5 protein-coding genes are annotated in these 24,296 nt (G+C 35.0%); all 5 read left to right on the plus strand.

Annotated elements, in window-relative coordinates:
* Positions 1–614 precede the first annotated feature (614 nt).
* Positions 615–5,585: a hypothetical protein gene (locus AC8GF4_RS04085; protein ID WP_506592897.1), complete on the plus strand. Its 4,971-nt coding sequence runs from the start codon at positions 615–617 to the stop codon at positions 5,583–5,585.
* A 1-nt stretch (position 5,586) separates the two neighbouring features.
* Entirely contained in the window at positions 5,587–7,677 is a 2,091-nt protein-coding gene (locus tag AC8GF4_RS04090; protein WP_506592899.1) for a hypothetical protein, read from the plus strand.
* A 4-nt stretch (positions 7,678–7,681) separates the two neighbouring features.
* A complete protein-coding gene (locus AC8GF4_RS04095; RefSeq protein WP_506592901.1) occupies positions 7,682–15,361 on the plus strand; it encodes a T9SS type A sorting domain-containing protein in 7,680 nt (2,559 codons plus the stop codon).
* Positions 15,362–15,501: 140 nt separating this feature from the next.
* Positions 15,502–17,955, plus strand: a complete 2,454-nt coding sequence (locus AC8GF4_RS04100; RefSeq protein WP_506592903.1) for a porin family protein — start codon at positions 15,502–15,504, stop codon at positions 17,953–17,955.
* 141 nt (positions 17,956–18,096) lie between these two features.
* A complete protein-coding gene (locus tag AC8GF4_RS04105; protein WP_506592905.1) occupies positions 18,097–24,294 on the plus strand; it encodes a fibronectin type III domain-containing protein in 6,198 nt (2,065 codons plus the stop codon).
* Positions 24,295–24,296 lie beyond the last annotated feature (2 nt).

Genomic DNA, 24,296 nt, shown 5'->3' on the forward strand with positions numbered 1-24,296 from the left:
AATCTATTAAAGTCCAAATATATAAAACATATTCTATCTATCAAGTCTAGGTTTTGATTTTTTATAATATTGGGATATAATTATAATATTTCTCTTTTTTATCTTAAAAAAAGTCAAATATACATTTAAAAAAGACTATGAAACAAAATTAAAATCAGGTTTTATTTAAAAAAAAATAAAAAGTTAAGATTTTGTAAATTGAAACTTAATAAATATAAAAAGGATATGTAACAATACGCTAAACTTTCATTAGACAAAAGCGGATAATATGTAAATTTACTACAAAATTAAATCTGCCAACCGATATTTAAAAGTTAATCAATTGTCATCAGTTTATTTCAATTTATAAACTACATAAATTTCCTTCTTCAATACAAATTTTAACACACTTTTACATTTTTATATACAAAAAACACAAATACCTAACAATTAATACGATACACTTTTAAGCTTATTGGATACCATTTTAGAAATAATAAAAATAACTTCTAAAATCAACATTTAATCTTGTTAAAAAAAATATAAATTATTACATTTGTAGGCCTTTAAATCTATTTTATCTAAAGAAAACAGATATTTTCTGAAGTTTTCTTGTAACCTAAACTTGCGAAAAATTGAACAAAAATACTTCAAACCTATATTCTGCTTTCCTTTTATTGTTATTTATAAATCTAAACTGCTACTCTAAAAGCTTCATAGATTCATTAAATACCCCTAAAAAAAACAAGGCTAAATTAACTTTAAATATAACTCCTAAGAAAAGTTATAAAAAAACGGCTATTCCTCAATTAAAATCTTCTATTTCCAAAAGTGAATTTACAGAAGGTTTTATCAAGAAAAATTTTCGAATCCTAGAAGATACGAATGAAGATATAAAAAAAGCTAAGGCGGTTTTTAATACTATTGATAGTACCAATAACAATACTGATTTACTAGAGTCGAAAAATCTCTCAATGCTGCCTATTGGTATCAAAAAGACTATTCACAAAACCCAATACATGTTGGGTATCAGTAATGCAAAATTCACCCCAGAATATACCGAATTAACTGCTTTTGTTAGAATAATCATTCCTCAAATAGACTCGCTTGGCAAGCAAAAAGAAATATTTTTCGGAGCCAATAATATAAAGCTTTCCCACAAAGGAGGACTGATTGGTGATACTAAACTAGTTTTACTTGGTGATTTTCCTTTAAAAATTTGTGGAGACAAAGCCCTTTTGATTTTAAAAGGAGGAATGGATATGAAAACAGGTGTTGTCGAGAACAAAACCTATGTTACTATTGATTGTAATGGATTCAAGGAATTAGGAATAACAGCCGACGTAGAATTCTCAAGATCAATAATAGAACCTGTTGATAGTAATAATAAGGTAATTGACACTATTAAAAAAGCTACACGTGTAACAGGTAAATTTAAAACGACAATAACCAATTGGAATGACATATTAATTGATATTTCTTTGCCAAAATTCCAATTAACTTCTTTCAAGGGAACTTGCTTCGAACTCAACAATGCAGTAATAGACTTAAGTGATTTACGAAATTCAGACAATGTAACTTGGCCAGAAAATTATGCCAAAGATTATTTGGTCCCTGGAAGCGAAAATTTGTGGAGAGGATTATATGTAAAGTCCTTATTGATTACCCTTCCCGAAGAATTCAAATTTAGTTCCAGTAAAGGCAGAGTTACCTTTCAAGCTACCGATTTACTGATTGACAGAATGGGAGTTTCAGGGAGTTTTACAGGAAACAACATATTGAACATTGATCAAGGATCTGCAGGTGGATGGGCCTTTTCGGTAAACAATATTAATCTAAAATTCAGAGCCAATGCCTTAGTTGCTGGAGGATTTGATGGAGCTATTGTTCTTCCTGTAACTGATAAAAATAAAAAATGCCCTTCTGACTCACAAGGTGAAATAGGATACACAGCGATTTTCAACACGATAGATAACTTTTATTCTTTAAAAGCAGAAGTAAATAATAACCTTTGTTTTCAAGTTTTTAAAGCTACTGCTAGAATTGACAAAGGCTCCTATATTGAGTTGAAAGTCAAAGACGGGAAATTTTTACCTAAAGCCTTTTTGAACGGAAGTCTTGCAATAAAAGGAAGTAATGCCCCAACGCCAGATGCAGAACCAAAATCGAATGCACCTGCGAAAGAATTTATACCTCAAGCAGTAGCAACTTCAACGCCAATTTTGCCTCCTAAACCAACTGCAGCGACAAATACAACCACCCCTGAAACGACAAATACAAATACAAATACAAATACAACCACCCCTGAAACGACAGCGACAAATACGCCAAATCGCTTTTTACCCGCACAATCTTCTACACCGAAAACCACTGAACCTATTCCATCAACTACAACTCCTCCTGTAGCTCCTGTAGAAAAAAAGGAAGAAGAAATTGTAGCATTTAAAGGAATAATATTTCAAGACTTACAATTACAAACCGTTACTCCTGTTTTTAAAGCAAAATATTTTGGTTATAAAAATGAAGCCGAAAACGATCCAAATTCTTCCAAAGTTGCCAATTTCCCTATAACGATTCATGAAATAGCGATTATAGCGGATGATAATTCGGCTACTTTAAAAGTTGATTTATCGGTTAATTTAATGAAAGATCAATTCAACGGTAGAACAAAATTTAATATCGTTGGGAAATTTGCAGAAAATGAAGGTATTCAAAAATGGAAATTTGATCATTTAAAATTTGAAGAAATTAAAATAGATGCAAATCTTGGAGGTGCAAAATTCAAAGGAAGCATAACTATTATGGAAAACGATCCTGTATATGGAAAAGGTTTCAAAGGGAGTCTAGCAGCCGAATTTACTGGAGGGATTGCTGTAGAAGCCAATGCTATTTTTGGAAAAAAAGACGATTTTAGGTATTGGTATGTAGATGCATTGGTTGAGGGATTGAACATTCCTGCTGGAGCAATTACTTTCAAAGGTTTTGCTGGAGGTGCCTACTATAGAATGAAAAAAGAAGGATTTAGTTCCAAGTTCGTTGCTTCGGGATCAAACTATGTTCCAGATATTGGTTCGGGCCTTGGAGTTAAAGCAATGATTAAATTTTCTGGAACCGCATCGGCAGATGCTTTTTGGGGTGGTGCAGGATTCGAAATTGCATTTAACAATTCAAACGGGATCAATAGAATTAGCATTTATGGAGAAGGCCACGTTATGCAGCCTTTTGAACTTCCTGGAGGTGATGCATTAAAAGAGGCACTAAAAACTGTTACCGAGAATGAATCACTTATGACCCAAATTGCTTTAGAAGCACTAAAAACCTCAGATTTAGCTAAAGCAGCAGAACAACTTTATCCCAACAATGTAAAACAATCAATGGGTATCAATGCCTTTGCAGCTATTGAATATGACTTTAGATCAAGTACGCTACACGGATCATTTGATTTATATATTGACACACCAGGAGGTTTTATAACTGGTAACGATCCAAAAGAAAAAAATAGAGCAGGTTGGGCAGTCCTTCATTTTGCTCCAAACAAATGGTACGTTCGTATGGGCACGCCTACTGACAGACTCGGTTTAAAAATGGAAATTGGGTCCTTCGCTATTGCTACGGGTAGCTATTTTATGATGGGAGACGATATACCAGCAAGTCCTCCTCCTCCTGCTGCTGTTGCTCAAATACTTGGATTAGACAAGAGCAAATTAGATTACATGCGTTCTGAAAATGCAAGTAAATTGGGATCCGGAAAAGGTTTTGCTTTTGGTTCTAACTTTAGTATGCAAACGGGAGATATATCCTTTTTAATGTTCTATGCAAGTTTTGAAGCAGGTCTTGGTTTTGACATTATGGTCAAAGATTATGGAGAAGCACAATGCAAAGGAACAGGACAAATAGGAATAAATGGATGGTATGCCAATGGACAAGCTTATGCCTACTTGCAAGGTAAGCTAGGAATTAAAGTAAAAGTATCTAAAATAAGAAAGAAAATAATAATTTTCGAAGGTGGAGCCGCGGCTATAATGCAGGCTAAACTTCCAAATCCTGTGTGGATTAGAGGGTATTTAGGCGGAAATTATAACCTTCTAGGAGGAATAGTAAAAGGACGTTTTAGGTTTAAAGTTGAATTTGGATCGGAATGCGAGTTCATAAACAGTACTCCTTTAGATGGCCTCAAAACCATAGCAGATATTAATCCTGCCGAAGGAAATAAAGATGTTAATGTCTTTGCAATTCCGCAAGTTGGTTTTAATATGCCAATAGAAAAAAGTTTTGTGATAGAAGATGACGAAGGAAAAAAAACCTACCGATTAAAACTCGAAGAATACTCCATCAAAAAAGAAGGTGTATCCTTGGCTGGTAAACTAAGTTGGAATGATATGAAAGATTTGGTAAGCTTTAATGCTACTGAAGTATTGCCTCAAAATTCAAATCTTACACTTACTGCTATAGTTAGTTTTCAAGAAAATGTGAAAGGTAATTGGGTAGCACTTACTGATAACGGACAGATCGCTACAGAAAAAGAAGTTAGAAACTTTACAACCGGAACAGCTCCATCTTATATCCCTACAACTAACATTGCTTATTGTTATCCTGCTTTTGACCAAAAATATGTGTATCAAAAAGAGAGTACGCAAGCGTATGTCGTATTAAATCAAGGACAAGCCTATTTATTTGATTTAAAACCAGGTCAATCCCAAAAAGCATTTTATAAAACTACGGATCATACAGCTACCAGTAATATTAGTTATAACACTAATGACAAAAAGCTGGCTATTGAATTACCCGCTTTAAAAACAACTAAACCATATTCATTATCCTTAATGACTCTGGAAACCAAAGCGGATGCGAACAATAATCTAGTACAGAATTATGACAAACAAGAATTAGCTCCTGGGGTTGATGTTGAAATAAAAAACAACAAACTCAATGAATCAGTAATTGGTGGCGAAGGAACAGAAATGTTAACTTACAATTTCAATACTAGTCAATATTTGAGTTTCAAAGAAAAAATGGATGCCAAGAAGCCCAAGCAAACATTGGTAGAAATTATATATACCGATGTACATGCGCTACAATCGTTGAATGAATCAACCGAACCATTTGATGAAATCGAAATAATAGGGAATTCAAAAACACTAAACAAACCATTAGTTAGTGTAGAAGCAGTTTTAGACGATAGTTATTATTTGAATGAAATCTATCCACTAATCTACAAAGGCTATCCTTATGAAAATGAAATAAAACTAGACAGAGACACAGCTAAATTAGGAGTTCCTCCAGTAAGAGCTGTCGAAACTTTAGCTTGGTATCAGGATTTTATAATCAATAATCCATCTAGTTTTATGTTAAAGGAATATCTCCCATTTAGATATAACCTGCCTTATTATTACAAAAGTGATTTTAAAGACTTACGTTATAAAGTTGCTAACAAATATGTGAATTCACTAAATCAAGCTATGATTCAAAAATACAATTATCTTATAAATGGTGAATTCCCATATATCAAAAAAGGTACCTATAAAATAAAATTAAACTATACTCTTCCAGGCGGACAGCCAGGTACTAGTTCGGGATCCATTTTTACATTCAACAAATCAAATTAGCATGAAGTTTCAATATATAATAGCATTAGTTTTTTTGGGATATAATTTGTCTTTTGCACAAACAACAACTGTAGAGAAAGCAATCCCCGAAAAAGAGTCAACCATTCAAGTTATTGTAAGAGTCCAAAAAGATAAAATTCTTTTGCGTTGGGCACCTAGTGATAACATCGCTTGGAAAAAACTGAATAAATATGGGTATCAACTCGAACGTTATACGGTTACTCGCGACAATAAAACATTGGCCAATCCTGAAAAAACTGTTTTAATAAACATTTTAAAACCAGAACCAATTGAAAATTGGGAAAAAGTAATAGAAGACAATGATAACGGAGCTATCATTGCTCAAGCACTTTATGGTGAAAGTTTTGAGGTAGAAGGCGCTAATAAACTACAAACCATCGTCAATTTATCAGAAGAAAATGAACAAAGATTCACTTATGCCTTATTTGCGGCCGACAAAGATTTTGAAATGGCCAAAAAAGCGGGTTTGGGTTTTGAAGACAAAACTGCTTTAAAAAATGAAAAATACACTTACCGAGTATCTTCAAATGTACCCATAGAAGAACTAGAGATACAATACGGAGGCGTTTTTGTTGGATTAAAAGAATACGAAGACTTGCCCAAACCAATGGATTTTTCTGCGCATTTCACTGACAAAAGTGCTATGTTGAGTTGGAATTTTAAAATATTGGCACACGCTTACGGTAGTTATTATGTAGAACGCTCCCAAGACAAAATTCATTTTGAGCGTATTACTAATAAACCCTACACCAGTATGAATCAGGAAAACGAAAACAACAATCGTATTTTTTATGTAGATTCTATTGCCAATAACCAACAATACAATTATCGAATTCAAGGAATTTCCTCTTTTGGAGAATTAGGGCCTTACTCTGAAATAGTTTCTGGATCAGGAAAATCAATCTTAAAATATGTACCCCATCTTACTATAAAAAATTTCAAAGATGATAAGACTGTAACCCTAACCTTTGAATTTGATCCAGCTGGAGATTCTGAAATCACTGGATTCGAACTCAATCGTTCGGATTCGGACTACGACAACAAATATACTACTGTTGTCAAAAATATTCCTCCAAAAAGCCGAACAGTTACCTACAACAAATTAGCCTCAACCAATTATTTCACGATAACCGCCATAGGCAAACAGGGCAGTAATAGAACCTCTTTCCCGATGCTCGTGCAACCGGTTGATTCTATTCCGCCAGCAAAACCTTTAAACCTAAAAGGAGTCATTGACAGTTTGGGAATAGTAAAATTAACCTGGGATCCCAATAAAGAAAAAGATTTAATGGGATATCGTATTTACAAGGCAAGCAATCCAAACGAAGAGTATAGCCAAATGACGGTAAGTCCGAATGAAACGAACAAATACCAAGACAGTGTTATTATAAAGAGTTTGAATAGTAAAGTGTATTACAAAATTATTGCAGTAGATACCCATTTTAATATGTCGCCCTTTTCGGAAGTATTGATTGTAAAAAAACCAGATGTCATTCCTCCTACTTCACCCATTTTTACCAATTATGAGATAAAAGATGGAATGGTATCTTTAGAATGGATCAATAGCCAAAGTGAAGATGTAGTCTCGCACCAACTCTATCGCAAAGAAAATGAGCAAAAAGATTGGCAATTAATTTTGGACACCAAAGACAAACCAGAAAGGTATCAGGATAAAAGCATTACAGAAGGCGGTACGTATCGGTATGCCATTTATGCTAAAGATGAAAGTAATTTAGTTTCCAATCCTTCACCAGAAATAGCTGTTTTGGTTCCAGCTTCTTCTGTAATGCCAGCTATTAAAAGTTTTTATGCTCAAGCCAATACTACAACCAATACTACAACCAATAGTATTGATTTGTCTTGGGAATACAAAGCAACTGGAGTAGAAAGTTTCGAGATTTATAAAGCTACTGCTGAGGAACCGATGCAATTGATGCAAATGGTTACAGCACAAACAAAAAAAATATCCGATCCAAGTATTACGATCAACACCACTTACAAGTATGCCATAAGAGCTCTTTTTTCAGACGGAAGAGTTTCTAAAATGACGTTTTTTACTTTAAAATTTTAAGATTATGAGAAAGATATTTTTACTATTGATTTTAGTTTTATCTATTAAAGGATATGGACAAACGTATACTGCAAAAGTTGCATATGATATCCCGGGTAATACAAGTTATAGATACACTTACAGTTATGATTTTGGGGGACAAAGTGGGCCTGGAATCTCAGGAGCAGGGGTCCAATATGAAATTTTCCCAAATGTAGCACATCTTGATGTTTATACTTTAAAAACTAGAGGAGTTTGTGGGCCAAGTAGAGCTGATGATATATGCTCAGAACAAACAACAGAAACAATTCAAAACTTAATAATTGATCCTCGTAATTTAAGTTGGGGATGTATGTGTGTAAGTTCCGAAATAATTGAATTCACCCCTAATAATTTAACAATTTCTAATAAAAAACCCAACATTGTATGCTCTGGGGACCAATTAGAACTTGAAGTAAGTAGCCCAAATGTTTTTCCAGTTGAAGCCTATCACTGGCAATATTCATTAGATAATAAATTGACTTGGATAGACGTTCCTTCTTCAATAGGTACTAATCTGAAAACGAATAATACTCCACTAACTACATTTAGTATTAATGATTTATTAGGATCTACTAGTGAACAATATTTCAATACAACAATTTATTTCAGATTGGGATATGATGATGACAGACCTTTTTCGAATGTAATACCTATAACATTTTCTCCATGTGCTCCAGTAATTGAAAGTATTGCATTTGAAGGCCCAAAATGTAGTGGTGATATTGTTCAAAAAATAGAGGTTACATTTGATAGAGATCTAAAATTGAATGAAAGCATATTCCCTCTTTACATACTTGACACAGATACCTCCATAACAACACCTCTCTGTGCACAAATAAATCCTGTTACTAGTTTAGTTCGTGATCCAATAAGCAATAAGTACAAGTATACGTTTATACAATTGAATCGACTTATTAGTGGACATACTTATGTAGTAAAATATCAAGCCTTTTTAAATGCTACACCTATGGGGGTTATACAAACAACAGCACCTTCTCCTTACAATGAAATTGCCCCAATAACTTTTGATGTTACAAAAACAAACAATACAAAAACTAATATTTTGTGCAAAGGTAAAAACACTGGAAGCATAACTGTAGAAGATGCCAAGGGAGGAAATGGAGGGTATAGTTATAGTAATGATGGTGGTACTTCTTGGCAAACCTCTCCTACTTTTCCAAATCTAAAAGCTGGAATATATTCTGTAAAGATTAAAGATAAGTTACAAACACCATGTACTTCAGTTGCTGTAGATATAGTATTAAGCGAACCAAACAATGCTATTGAAGTTGATGGAACACCTGATATTTCAAACTCAACAGGATTTGGAAAAAGCAATGGCTCAATAAGCATTGCATTTAAAAATGGAACTGGAACATATACCTATACATGGACTAAGGATCCAAGTAATCCAGCACCAAGCAATCCTACGCCTCTTACCCCTGAACCAGATTGGGACAAACTAGGGGCAGGATACTATACAATAACAGCAAATTCAGGAGGCTGCTCTAGTGAACCTTATGCGTTTACAATCACACAACCAAACCAACTTGAAGTTAGTATCACTGGTAACGCAATCCTCTGTAATGGTAATAGTACAGGAGCACTTTCTGTAGTCGAAACTAAAGGCGGAACAGTTACAATCGGATATAATTACGAATGGTTTAAAAAAGATGGAAGTGGCAATTTTTACACCACTGGTGCAACAGGTGCAACAGGTGCAAGTGGAATATTTGCAGGTGTTTACAAAGTAAAAGTAAGCGACAATGCTTTACCCGTTAATGTAGCTTGGTCGAATGAATTCGAAATAATTCAACCTACAACACCTTTAAACGCAAGCACTTCTCAAACAAATATAACCTGTAATGGTGCCAATAATGGTGAAATTACTGTTAATATCACTGGTGGAACCACTGGATACTCAATCCTTTGGAACGATGGTATAACAATACCAGGCAGAATAGGATTATCTGTCGGAAGTTACTCCTATACAGTTACTGATGCTAATAATTGCCAATACAATAGTCCTGGTAATATAACAATCACTCAACCATCACTACCAACCGTTAACTCCATAAATCAAACACAACCGTCTTCACTTATTGCACAAGATGGCTCTATAACTATAACAGCAACTGAGGGTACAGGAAGCTATACCTATATAATCAAGAAAGGAAATGTAATTACAAATTATACTTCGAATAGTATCACCAATTTAGAAAACGGCACTTATGAGGTATGGGTAAAAGACGCAAATAACTGTGAATCTACTCCCAAAACAATTAAACTTGAAGCATTAAATGTATCTCTTATAGCTTCAAACAACATTTTGTGTCATAGTGATGCTACAGGAAACATAACTGTAAGTGCTAGTGGAGGAACTTTAATAACGAATACAAACTATAAGCTTAAATGGTTTAAAAACGGATTTGAACTAATTGGTCAAACAAACCCAACAATAAACGGCCTTACTTTTGGAGATTATTATGTTCAAATTACAGATGATAAAACTACAATTCAATCACCTACTTATACTTTAACACAACCTCCATTTCCATTATCAGTAACTAGTTCTCCAGCACAACAACACAATCAAACTTGTTCAGATATACAAGACGGAGCCATAGAAATAACAGTTTCTGGTGGAACAGCAGGATATACTTATGCATGGAGTAATACAAAAACAACTAAAGATATTTCAGGATTATCTGCTGGAACCTATTCCGTGACTGTTACCGATGCAAATAGCTGTCCAGAAACATTATCCGGAATAATATTAACACCAATCTCTCCTATTACTTTCCCCACCGAAACTATAACCAAAGTCTCAATTTTTGGTCAAAGCACAGGAGCTATAACTTTTGCACTAGATCCAACAGGAGGTAATACTGGCGGTTATACATACAGCTGGACAAGCACCGTTCCTACTTTTATACCAAAAACCTCAAAAGATATTTCTGATTTAAAAGCTGGTTTGTATACCCTTGAAATAAAAGACAGCAAAGGTTGTACCACCATACCCAAAATTTTCGAAGTAACTCAAGAACCAGAATTATCGGTTACCATTATTGAATCCTCCCCAATAAAATGTAATGGAGATTTCAACGGAGAATTACAAGCAATAGTAACTGGAGGTGTTGCTACCTACAATTACCAATGGTTCAAAAATGGGGAAAAATATGGAACCAATTCAGATACACAAAGTGGATTAGGATTTGGAGATTATATAGTAGAAGTTACCGATTCTAAAGGAGCTGTAAAAACATCATTAGTACCTCCTTTATCTCAACCCACTTTATTATCCGTTACCGCATCACAAACCAATGTTTTATGTCATGGTGCAGAAACTGGGGCTATTAATATCACTATCAATGGTGGAACCGCACCTTACACACAACAATGGACAAAAGACAAAATAGATTATTTAAAAGATGAAGATTTAATCAATCTAGGTGCTGGCACCTATCAAGTTACCGTTACAGATGCTGTTGGTCATAATTGTACTGCAACACTTTCTGAACCTATAACTATTAACCAACCTGATGCTGCTTTAGCAATAAATAATTTAGACATAAAAAACTTAACTGGTTTTGAAACCTTAAACGGTAGTATTAAAGTAGCAATAACAGGTGGGAAAAGCCCTTACAAATTCAGCTTTGGTATCCAATCCAATGTTGCTATTGTTGGAAGTGAATTACTATTAGACAAACTACCAATGGGATCGTATACACTAACAATTTCAGATGCCAATGGTTGCACAACATTCAAAGATTACACTTTATTACAACCCGAAGAACTAAAAATAAATTCGGTTACCCAAACTGCTCTAATTACATGTAATGGTGACAAAACTGCGACTCTCCAAGCAACAGTTTCTGGTGGAAGACCTATCGGAATCCTGGACGCTGACAAGTCCTATATTTATAATTGGTATAAAACAACTGATCTTATAAATCCAGTTGCAACATCAAATCCTGCGACAGGACTAGGTGTAGGAACGTATAGATTGATAGTTACTGATGGAACAGATAGTTTTAAAAATACGACAACATCAAATGATATCATTATAACAGAGCCCGCACCTATTGCTTTAACTTTTACAAAAACGGATGCAACTTGTAAAGGAGAAAGCGATGGAACCATACAAATTAATACAACCGGTGGTTCTGGTAATTACACTATTATTTGGTCCTATAATCCAGCGACAAACAATAATAAGACAAGCATCTTTGGACTTTCAAAAGGGGATTATAATGTACGTATCATTGATAAAAACGACATCAATTGTTTTAAGGATTTTACAATTTCTATTGATGAACCTGCAGACGCTTTGGCATTCAATCCCGCAACTATTGTCAACGCATCAGGATTCGAATTAAGCAACGGTAGTATCACTTTAGACATTACGGGAGGAAGACCAACTTACAGCTACAAATGGTATAATGGTTCTGTTGTAGATTCGGCTAAACTGATTTCAAATGCTACTAAAACGATAAGTAATTTAACAGCTGGTTTCTATACAGCCTTGGTCGAAGATACCAATCCTTTTGGTACTAATTGTACCATTACAAAAACTTTTGAAATCAAACAACCCGAAGAATTGACACTTACTGTAGTGCCAACAATTGCCTATTGCAATAACGGTTTGGGTTCCTTATTGGCAACTGCCTCAGGCGGTACAGAAATTGAACAATTACAAAGTGAAAGAGTTTATACCTATAGCCTTTTGGATAATACTGACAAGGTTCTTCAGATTCTTTATGGAAACACTGCCAACTTCATAGCGCTCCCAAGTGGTGACTACAAAGTGATAGTTATTGACAGTAAAAACAACCAAACGGCTCCGTTCCTAATAAATTTGGGACAACCAACCCCAATAGTAGTAACGCTTTCGGCTAAACCAAACGTTACTTGTTTTAACGGAAATGACGGTAGCATTTCTATCAATGTAACAGGTGGAACGCCGATTATTGAAAACGGCTTCCCTGTTTATACCTACGAATGGAAAAAAGACGGAATAGTTATTAATATGAATAATAATCTCTCTCCTTCTTCATTAAAATCGGGCAATTATTCTGTAAAAGTGTTTGATGGAAATTATAACAGTAATGATCCTAATTTTTGTATTGGATCTCTTGAAAACATAAACATTACACAACCAGCCGATTTTGGCTTTGATTTGGACAAAATTGTACCAACCATTCCAACTGCAAAAAATGCTTTTGATGGCGCCCTGCACATCGAAATCGTTGGCGGCATTGCACCGTACACCTATGTATGCAAAGACAGCAAAAACACTATTATAGAAACCAAAGCTGGTATTCCAAACAAACAAGCCGACTTTTTATCTTTAACAACAGACAATTATACTGTATCGGTTACTGATGCAACAGGATGTACAAAATCTACAGCATTTGACTTTAATAATAATGTCTTAACCATCACTACAACGCAAAACACTCCAGTAACGTGTAACAATGGTACAGACGCAACATTAAATGCTGCAGTAATTGGCGGTTTTGGTGTAAAAACAATTTCTTGGTATAAAAACAATGTGCTTATTCCGAATGAAACAGCGGCTACATTGACCAATAACAGCATTGGTAGCTATTATGCTGTTGTCAAAGATTTCAATAAAGTCGAAGTAAGCAGTAACACCATAATAGTTACTCAACCCAATGCGATAAGTGCAAGTTCAACTCAAAAAGAGATAAGTTGTAAAGGATTTAATGATGGAAGTATAACTCTTTCGGCTAATGGCGGAAGCAATATTTTTCAATATCGTTTTAGAATTACTGGAAATCCATACAGCTCTTGGATTCCTTTCGAAAAAACGACTACTGCTACCCTTTCAAATCTAAAAGCAGGAGTATACACCATTCAAATCCAAGATAATAAAGGGTGTAACTACACTTCAAATCTAGATATTACCCTTTCTGAACCAGCACTATTAAACATTTCAAAATCTACTATAACTTCAACAACTGGTTTCAATGTAGCAAATGGAAGTATTTCGATTACAGCTCAAGGAGGAAACGGCGGATATCTTTACAAATGGTTTAACAGTGCAAACACCCAATTGAATCAAACCACTGCAACACTAACCAATGTTTTGGCCGGTAAATACTATGTAATTATTACCGACAACAAAGGATGCCAGTTCACCTCTTCATTATTTGAAATAACGCAACCTGACAAATTATTGGTTAGCCTTTCTTTGTTTAACGCTATACTATGTAATGGTGATAAAAATGCAAGTTTAAAAACTACCACTACTGGTGGTATTGCTGGATATACGTACCAATGGTTTAACATCAATTCCCCAAACAAAATCGGAACAGGAACAACACTCCCTACAATTGGAGCAGGAACCTATTACGTAATTGTCACTGATTCAAAAAACAACATCACAAAAAGTGATTCATTTATAGTAACTGAACCCGCTATACTTAACAACACGCTGTCATCTGAATACACCCGTTGTGGTGATGCTAAGGACTGGACAATTACTACAGCACCAGTGGGTGGAACAGTACCTTACACTTATTTGTGGAATACTGGAGAAAAAACAGCTACTTTACTTGACGTTATTCCAGGAACATATTCGGTTTTGGTAACAGACAATAACGGTTGTAGTATTACAAAAAACAGTACTATCACAGCTCCTGTACATTTGGCCACAGCCGAAACTATTACAAAACCAACCTGTTTTGAAGGATCGGATGCTACTATCGTATTAACTTCATCAGGTGGTCAGGGTCCTTATACTTATTTATGGAATACTGGAGAGAAATCGAATACTTTGAGTAACGCTTCCGCAAAAGTATATTCGGTTGCTGTAACCGATTTCAAAGGTTGTGTGATTGACAAAACCTATACCATCGAAAACCCGCCAAAAGACGTTATTACGTTGGGCGAAGATGTAACGCTTTGTTTTGACCAATCATTGACAATTAATTCGACTATTGCCGATGATAAAGCCAAATATGCTTGGACATCGACCAAAGGTTTCAAAAGTGACAAACCCATTATTACCGTTTCGGAACCAGCTGAATATACGCTGGTTGTAACCAATCGTTTGGGTTGCACCGCTACCGATATGCTAAAAATATCCAAGCAAGAAACTGCAATTAGTGCTGAATTTGCAGTCTCCTCACAAGTGTTTGTGAACGAGAAATTCATTATGGTGGACATCAGTAACCCTATTGCGGACGGTATTGAATGGAGTTTACCAGCAGAAGCAACCGTTGTTTCAAAAAACAAAGATTATGCCGAATTGAGTTTTAGCAAAGCAGGCGAATACGAACTGACTTTAAACACCAAGAAAGGTAATTGTACCGCAACTCAAACCAAAAAAATCGTTGTGATCGAAGGCGAATACGTTAATCCTGAAAGCACTGATTTGAAGAAGAAATTTGACCTTAAAATTTATCCAAATCCATCCAGCGGTATTTTTACTGTTGATGTTACACTAGATAAAGAGATGTCTGCTCATGTAAAGGTTTATAACTTAACCAACAATGTGGTGATCGACTCTAAACATCAAGAAGGCAAAGATGCTTACAAATTCGACTTTAGCCTTAGCGGACTAACTTCTGGAGTTTATTTTGTCTTAGTCGAATCACAACAGGGAAATCAACTGAGGAAAATAATTATCAAATAGACATATTAGATTGTTAGACTTATTAGATTATTAGACTCTTAGATTTTTTTTTAGATTTTTTAGATTTTTTCAAACAAACAACCCATAAAAAGGCAGAAAGAGAAATACTGTTTTTCTTCCCTTTTTATAGCCCTATTAAAATGATTTTAAACCGAATACAATTTTATATTTTACTTTTTTTTGCAACTACCCTTGGCTATTCACAAAGCTTCAATGTAGAACAATTAACAAAGGCCAAACTGTTTACGGTATCGGGAGGTGCGTCGGCAAATGCAATTATGTATTCGGGGAATGCGGTTAGGGAACCTTTTTCGTATTTTTTTAATGGAAATATCAATATCAACGTGGCTGGATTGTACAACTTACCGTTTTCTTTCTCCTACTCTACTCAAAAATTTGGGTACACTAAGCCTGTGTTATTAAAAACGTTGAGCATTCATCCCTCTTACAAATGGATAACCACCCATATTGGCGATGTAAGCATGACTTTTTCTCCTTATACCTTAAACGGACATTTGTTTACTGGTTTTGGAGTAGATCTTACGCCACCCGGAAAATTCAAAGTGAGTGCAATGTACGGTCGACTATTAAAAAGTTCCGAATATGATGTAAACTTCCCAGAGGCAATACCAACTTACAAACGTTATGGATATGGATTTAAAACGGCTTATACTTTTGAGAAAGTAAATCTGGCTGTTATCTTCTTTAAAGCCTCAGATGTGGCGAGTTCGTTATCCAATCCAGTTCCGTTTGAGTTAGGGCTTACGCCAAAAGAGAACGTAGCCATTAGTTTTGAAACCAGTTTTAAACTATTCCAGAAACTCCAAGTCATGACCGAATATGCCAACAGTAGCATAACCGAAGACATCAGCGTCGATGACTCGGTCACAGGAAAAGGAATAGCCTCTGTGTTTTTAAATTCAAATGCTACAACTACTTCCCAGAATGCCATCAAAGCTCAATTGGTTTATCCTGCAGGAAAAGGAACTTTGGGATTGGGCTACGAGCGCATCGATCCCAACTACAGAACCTTGGGGAGTTACTACTTTAATAATGATTTAGAAAACATCACCGTAAATGCAACCCAGCAGGTTTTCAAAGACAAAGTGTCGCTAGCCTTAAGCTTAGGGATGCAAAAAGACAATTTAGAAAAACAAAAAGTGAGCCAGTCCAAAAGGTTGGTTTCCTCGCTTACGGCAGATTATAAAGCCAGTCAAAAATTAAACCTGAATTTCAATTATTCCAATTTTCAATCCTATACCAACAGCCGCAACCAATTTGATTACATCAATCAAGATCCAAGTTTGGTATATGTTGATACATTGAACTTTAGACAAGTCAACCAAAATTTAGGACTAACTGTAAACTACTTGCTCAAAAACGACAAGCAACTCAAGAAATCCATAAATGCCAATTTCTCTATGCAAGAATCAACCAATGAGCAACAGGGACAAGCAGTAGCGGGTGGTAAATCCACTTTTTACAACTCGGCTATTTCCTATGTTCAAGGCTATCCCGCAAAAGATTTAAACTTTATGGGTTCTATAAACAATACGTACAGCCTGATAGAAAACGGCAACAGCCTTATAGTAGGGCCAACACTTGGTGTAACCAAATTGTTTATGGATCGAAAATTAAATTCTTCGTTTTCTACCAGCTACAATACCAGTTTCAGCAATGGAAAAAAACAAAATGACATTTTCAACTTCCGTCTCACTAGTTCTTATTTGTATTTGCAAAAACACAGCTTCAATTTGAGTGTAATATCCTTATTTGGTAAAACGACAACCAATAAAAACAATGATCTTACCGCAACCTTGTCGTACGCTTATTCATTCGATAAAATAAAATTGAGACAAACCCCAAAAGCAACCCCAAAAGACGAAAAGCAATTGGGTGACAACATTCTGAAAATAAATTTACAAGACTACAAACTCGAAGGAACAAGAGAACAAATTACACAACAATTAAAAGATTTACAACAGCAATTACAACCTATTCCTAATGAAGAAGCTACCAAACTGGAGCATCTGCTAACATTAGCGACTTTAACACCAGATGAGGCGAGTTTCAAAGACAAAGTGATTGATTATTTGGAAGAATACCAAACAGCAGCTGAAGTGGTAAAAAAATACAATGAACTGATTACACAAGCAGTTCAAAAAGTGGCAAAAGAAATCAGCAACAAAGACGAAAGCTTTGAACAGTCATATACCACGGCCATCAGCCGAGTGAACACTCATAAATTACATGGTGTAAATGCAAGCGAGGTAACCGACAAAATTGGTTATAATTCGTATCTAAAATTGGTCGAACGAAGCAACAAAGCCAAGCAGAAATTACAGGCACACCGCTTTATGCAAACCGAATTCTTGAAACTTTCAAAAGCAGAAGCCAAAGATATCAATCAAAATGAATACCTCCTTCGCTATAGCAAAAGAGAAATCGAAGAGGTCTATAAAATGATAACCGACAAAAAACCAGATGCCGACATCATCGCCCAACTGGAACAAAAATTAATTCCGTTTTACCATGAACTAGCCGTTGCAAACGGAATGAATGAAGAAGTGGAGTTGAAATACATTCAGAAATAAACAAAAGGCAAAGGGCAAATAGCCGAACTCATAAAAAGACAAAAAGCAAAGGGCAAAATGATAAAAAGCTAAAAGCTAAAAAAAAAAGCTCAAAAATTCTAAAAATACAATAATCTAAGAAGTCTAAAATATAATTACCAAATGCAAAAAAAAACTACACATCTGTCCTCTTTTTCCTTTCGCCGTTTGCCTTTTGGCTCTTGGCTTTTGCACTTTGCACTTTGCCTTTTGCCCTTTGCTTTTTGCTTTTTGCCTTTTTCAGGTCAAGCTCAAACCTACCCAGTAACCATAAGCACACAACTCACACAGCCCTCGCCTATTTACCTGAGTAATTATGCCAATACTACGAGTATCAACAGCCCCATAAAAGTGCAGTTGATTCTTAACGATTTGACCATCATGAACAGGCAGGTGCGATTGAAATGCTATTTTCAGGGAGCGGTGTCTTTTGTTTCCAATGATTTTGTGGTGGGAGCATCACCCATTTATCTCGAAGGCGGATTTCCAACACTTTTGACCAATGTAGAATTAGGACCTTATTTCGAATTCCAAAACCTGCAGGGCGTTAACCCCAACCAATACGCACAACCCTTACCCGAAGGAATCTATACTATCTCATTTGAAGTGTTTGATTTTGCGACCAACAAAAAACTGTCCAAAAAATCGAGTGTTACCACTATTATTTTCCAAAACGAACCCCCGTTTCTTAACCTTCCTGTAAACAAAGCAGAAATTGTAGAACAGAACATCCAGAATATCATCTTTAGCTGGACGCCAAGAAGCATTAATGTGAGCAATGTAGAATACGAATTCTCTCTAGTAGAAATTTGGAACACCAATACGCCCCTTCAAAATGCTTTTGCTTACTCGCCACCACTTTATACTACAACTACCCGAAATACAACCGTGCAATACAGCATTGCCGAGCCCCAGCTTATTCCCGGAAAGACCTACGCATGGCGCGTAAAAGCCAAAGCCTTGGTTGGCGCCGAAGAAATTGGCGTTTTCAAAAACAACGGGTATAGCGAAATATTTTCGTTTAAATACCTCACGTTTTGTAAAGCACCATTGGCCATTACCACCACCGATGTAAGTCAGGATCAAGCCAAAGTAACTTGGAGCGGTGAAGTTGATAATTACGATTACCAAGTAAATTATAGAGAGAAAAATGCCGACTCTAAGTGGTACAAACTCGTAACACCAAGGGAATACATTACCATAAGCAACCTTAAACCCAAAACTGCCTACGAGTACACGGTAGGCGCCGCCTGCGACCCTGGCGAATACACCCACAGCAACATACAGGAGTTTACTACGCTGGCACAAGACGAAATTGCGTTTGTAGGTTGTGGCATCAAGCCCGATCCTGCCGCACAATCCAACAAAACGCCACTACCCGCTTTGTTCCCAAATGATGTGGTAACGGCAGGCGACTTTCCTATTGTAGTGCTAAAATCAACAGGAAGCAACGGTACTTTCTCAGGCGAAGGCTATGTAACTTTGCCTTTTTTGGATAAGTTTAGAGAACTCATTGATGCCGCAGCCGCTTTGGCAGGCAGTGATGAAAAAGGTGACTCCAAAGCCAATATTGGCAAATACACCCGCATACGGATTACGTTTAAAAACATTGGGGTAAATACCGATTTCAAGTTGATTTCGGGGGAAATTGTGGCCAGTTACGACCCGAAATGGGGAAGTATGGTCGATGGGGATAAACTCGTTAACGATATAATGGGCGATACGGGAACTGTTATTCCTCTTGATGTACAATTTGAAATTAAAAGTGTTGTAAAAAATGCTGATGGTACTCTTACCATAACAGGTACAAATGGTGTTATCGTTCAACAACCAAAAACAGATAATGATGTAATAATCACCGACAGAAACGGTAATCAATACGCTGTTTCACCTAATTCGCCAGCAGGAGAAATCAAATCTACTGGCAAAGTAGCTCCTGGAGGTATTCCTACTCCCCAAAACACTAATGGTATGGGATCTGGTGGCAATATCAAAGAAATTTCTTCTCCAGATATTACTATAACTTTTGCCGCAGGAGCGGGTTTCTATAGCTTGGATGAAAACCCAAACCAAGATCCTAAACTTAAGGCCAACACCAAACTTAATAACACCTACGATATCATTCCTAAAAAGGATGGCACTAGCTATTATGTACATTACAAAGTCATCTCGGATGCGCCAAAAGCAGAAGACTATGTAACTGCAAAAGCGACATTCAGCAACGGAAAAACAACTGCCGATATTGTATTTAAAACCGAAAACGGTACCGAAATCCCATCTACTTGGTCTGGTAATGTGGCAACGCTTTCGCTAAAAAGAACTTTGGATTTTGCCAAAGAATCGATACTCGCAACCGTAAAACCGCCAGTACAAAAAGACAGTGTAAAAGTAAGCGCCAAATACGACATTGCAGGCACACTAAATATGTGGCATGTAACCGGCAAAAAAGTAAACGTAACCTTAGTAGGTCTTAATGGAGGAGAAACACCAACACAAAAAGATGCTCAAGATTACCTTGATAGCATATACGGCAAAGCAGGAATTCAATTTGAGGTTAGTACCACAAAAGTTGATATTACTGACAGTTGGGGCGCAAGCATAGAAACGGGTGACAGCGATTTGCTTAATACTTATACTGATGGACAACAAACCATTACTAACAATTTCCAAACCCAATTGGGAGCTAGCTATAAAAATGACACTTATTATGTGTTGTTTACTAAAGCACCATCCAGTAAGTCTGGCATATTAGGCTTCATGCCACTCAAACGCCAATTTGGGTTTGTATTTGCTCCGCCTTCGAGAACTGGCGGGCTACGCACGTTAGCGCATGAACTTGGACATGGTATTTTTGGATTGCAACATCCGTTCACAGAATACAACACCACTGCTACTACTGATTTATTAATGGATTATGGAACAGGCACAGCATTAAACCACAATGATTGGGAGATTATGCACGCTCCAGGATTGCAGTTGTATCAGTTTACTCAGGGGAGTAATGCGGGGGCTCAAATTGCCTCAGACTATAATTATTTAATGCCAAATAATCTGCCTTTTAGATTTATAAAGGATGAAGGAAAATTAGAAACAGATAAGATAAATATTATCAGCACCAATAATGGTGGTTATGCAAATGGAACACTATATGCATTTGATATTAATGGAAAAGAATATGAATTTAATACTACAAAAACACCGCAAGGATATTATGAACCTAATTCTACTACTCCTCCCTACGCTAATGCATATAGTAAAGAATTCGCCACACAAAAATTCAGATTAATAATTCAGCAATCACCAAATTCATGTAATTATTACTTAGCAGTTAGATTAAAAATCAATTTTAAAACTCCAGATTTGATGATTCTGGAAGGAGATAAAATTTCACCAATTACTAACTGCAGCAAAATTAAAATTAACGACAGTGAAGATGTTGCTTTAAATGGTGATATAGCTTGTCAAACTGATCCATACAATCAAAAATCATTATTCACATATAATAATGAAATTACAACTTATGGTGAAAAAATTGTTTTTAATATTAATAATCAAATACAAAATAACGAAAAAAATTCTGTCAACAAAGATTTAAACAGTTTAGAAACTGATTTAAACAATTTAAAATTAGGTAATAATCAATATATATCTGGTGTAAACCATTCAAATTCGGCTATATTTTCTCCGTCAAATATTGAAGAACTCAATGATAAATTAGCTTTTTTAAAAGTAAGTTCAGGAGTTGAATTATATATTCATTTCGAAGAAAAAAATTGCACTTATTCTGAAACAGAAGGTCAAAATTTCGCCAATAAAATATTTAAAAACAGTAATCTTGCAAAAAATAGTAAAGCAATTTTTGTTTTAGTAAGTTACAATAATTATGCAAAAAACGACAAAAATCGATGGAGTACTTATCTAGTTTTTGGTTCGGATATCTCCCCTTCAATTCAAGCCAACGCAACAAAATTAATTATAGGAGATACTAATAGTTTTAAAATATATGGAGCAAATTTAATTGAATTTTATAAAAGTGTCCCCAAAAAACAACTTCAATATAATTTTTTAATAGAAGAAGCTACTACAGAAGATGAAGCTGAAGCAACACTTTACAATTATGTAATTAAAAAAATCCTTTTAAAGAAAATTGTAACACAAAATATAATTGGAAATGCGATTCAACATAATTATTATTTAAGAAAGATTGTCGACAATAAAATTGCTGATTTTTTAATATCGGATAAAAAAGAGTTAAAAGAACAATATGTAAAAGATGACGGTATTGTTTTAGCAAATATTTATTCTGCCGATTCAAAAATAGGCAGGTGGCGTTATACCCGAATGAAAAAAGAACATTTACTAAATGTTCATGGAGATAATTATGAAAGTGCTGGAGTAAATTTACATATTTTTGATTGCGACTTTTCTGGAGATATAACATGTAAAAAGCAAGCTATAGATACAGGTTTTCTTATTGCCAGTATCGCCGTAATCCCAGTTGGTGCTAGTGCAGTTCTATTTGTCGATGCAGTTGCCGTTGGTTATTATATATCCCAAGGTGAAATAGGAACTGCTGCAATGTATTTGAGTGGTTTTGTACTTGGCCCTATTTTGGGTGAAGCTTTCGATGCTGCAGGCAAATGGAAATCATTGGTAAATACTAGAAAATTATTAAATGAATATGCGGCTGGTTTTAAAAATTTGAGTGAGTCAGAAAGAGTTTCCTCACTAATTGCAAGTGAACAATTATTAAACAAACTTAAAACAGCAATTGGTACTACAAAATATAGTAAAGAGGAAAGTAAGACCTTTCAACAAATTTATGATTTACTGCTAGAAAACAGAATTAAATGTACCAATATTCATGAAGAACTTTCAACAATAGTAGACATAACAGTCGAAAATGGAGCAGTTTTATTTAATTATGGTAGCAAAGCAGGTCAGAAAATTGCAGATGTAAGTATTTCAGAAAGTGTTCTTAATTTAAGTAATATTACTTCATGGCTGCCAAGTACTGTATCAAATGTAAAACTGATTAATACTTTTACCACAATATCATACATAAATAAATCTGGACAAGCTGTTAATGGAGCGCTAGAGATAGTAGAAGATTTAAATAAAAAAGGAACTTTATATGTTACTCCAAAATTATTAGAACCTGCAACATTAGCTTCACGTTTAGAGTCTGCATCATTACTAGAATTGAAAAACAAGGTAAATACTTTAGGAACTTTAAAGCCTAAATTCTTAGAAGATTTTGCTAATGCTGATGATGCAGTTTTAAAGGAACTAGATGATATTGTAAGATTTGAAGATGACTACACTGCATTTCAAAAATTATGGAAAAACTCAATAGTTTCAGATGTTAAAAATTATTCAACAGATATCAATAAATTTAAAAACTGGTGGTATCCAAATAAAGCAAAAGTAAATAATGAATTTTTCATTAATCAAAAAGCATATGAGTTATCGCTAAACTCAAAGTATTTAGAAGATTTACATCTTGAAAAAATATCAAGTAATGTTAGAGGTCAATACTGGAATTATTACAAGCAAAGCCAATGGGATAAACTTGAAGCTCTGGCAAAAGAATATAAAATAAATTTTGATTCTTACAGTAATGCATTATGGCCACCTGCAAATGGCGGATATGGTCAATTGGTCAAAAGAACACCTAATATGAATGAAGTATTTGACAGATATGGAGGCTCTTTCGGAGATCTTGCTGATGGAACTCCAAATTTAGGAGGAACATACACAAGTCCAATGTTAAATGATAAACCTTATGATTTTGATGGTAGGGCCTTAAATATCGAAAGAAATAAATATGATTTTTATTACAAAATAATAATTAAAGATCCTTCTAAATTTGAGATTGAAACGAACAAAGCAATTCCTTGGTTTGGAAAAATTGGTAAGGCAGAACAATCACGTTTTATTATTAAAGATCTTGATCCTACAACTGGTCGTCAAAAAACATGGTCACAATTAGCTAGTGAGGGTTCTGTTGAAATACAAGTTATAGAATCTCCAAGTGGGAAATATTCAACTTGGGTTGGAAAAGGAAGAACAATTTCTAAAACTCCAACAGGTGGTGTAAATACTTTGAGTGAATTAAAAGGTTTAGGATTTACAGATGATGTTGCTAGTAAAATTATTACCAAAAATAAATCATTAAATTTGTCAGACGCTGAAATAAAAACATTGATGCAAGATTTAAAAAACAACTCTAATTTAATGAAAACTGTAAATCAAAATCCTGAAAATGGAATTGATGCTTGGAAGATATTTACAGATAATAAAAAAGCCTTTTGCGAATAGAT

It is taken from the genome of Flavobacterium rarum (SeqCode), assembly GCF_965234445.1.
GTDB lineage: Bacteria > Bacteroidota > Bacteroidia > Flavobacteriales > Flavobacteriaceae > Flavobacterium > Flavobacterium rarum.

Excerpts from the sequence above, each read along its gene's own strand:
- AC8GF4_RS04090 (WP_506592899.1), top strand. The coding sequence starts at position 5,587 with ATGAAGTTTCAATATATAATAGCATTAGTTTTTTTGGGATATAATTTG.
- AC8GF4_RS04095 (WP_506592901.1), top strand. The coding sequence starts at position 7,682 with ATGAGAAAGATATTTTTACTATTGATTTTAGTTTTATCTATTAAAGGA.
- AC8GF4_RS04100 (WP_506592903.1), top strand. The coding sequence starts at position 15,502 with ATGATTTTAAACCGAATACAATTTTATATTTTACTTTTTTTTGCAACT.
- AC8GF4_RS04105 (WP_506592905.1), top strand. The coding sequence starts at position 18,097 with ATGCAAAAAAAAACTACACATCTGTCCTCTTTTTCCTTTCGCCGTTTG.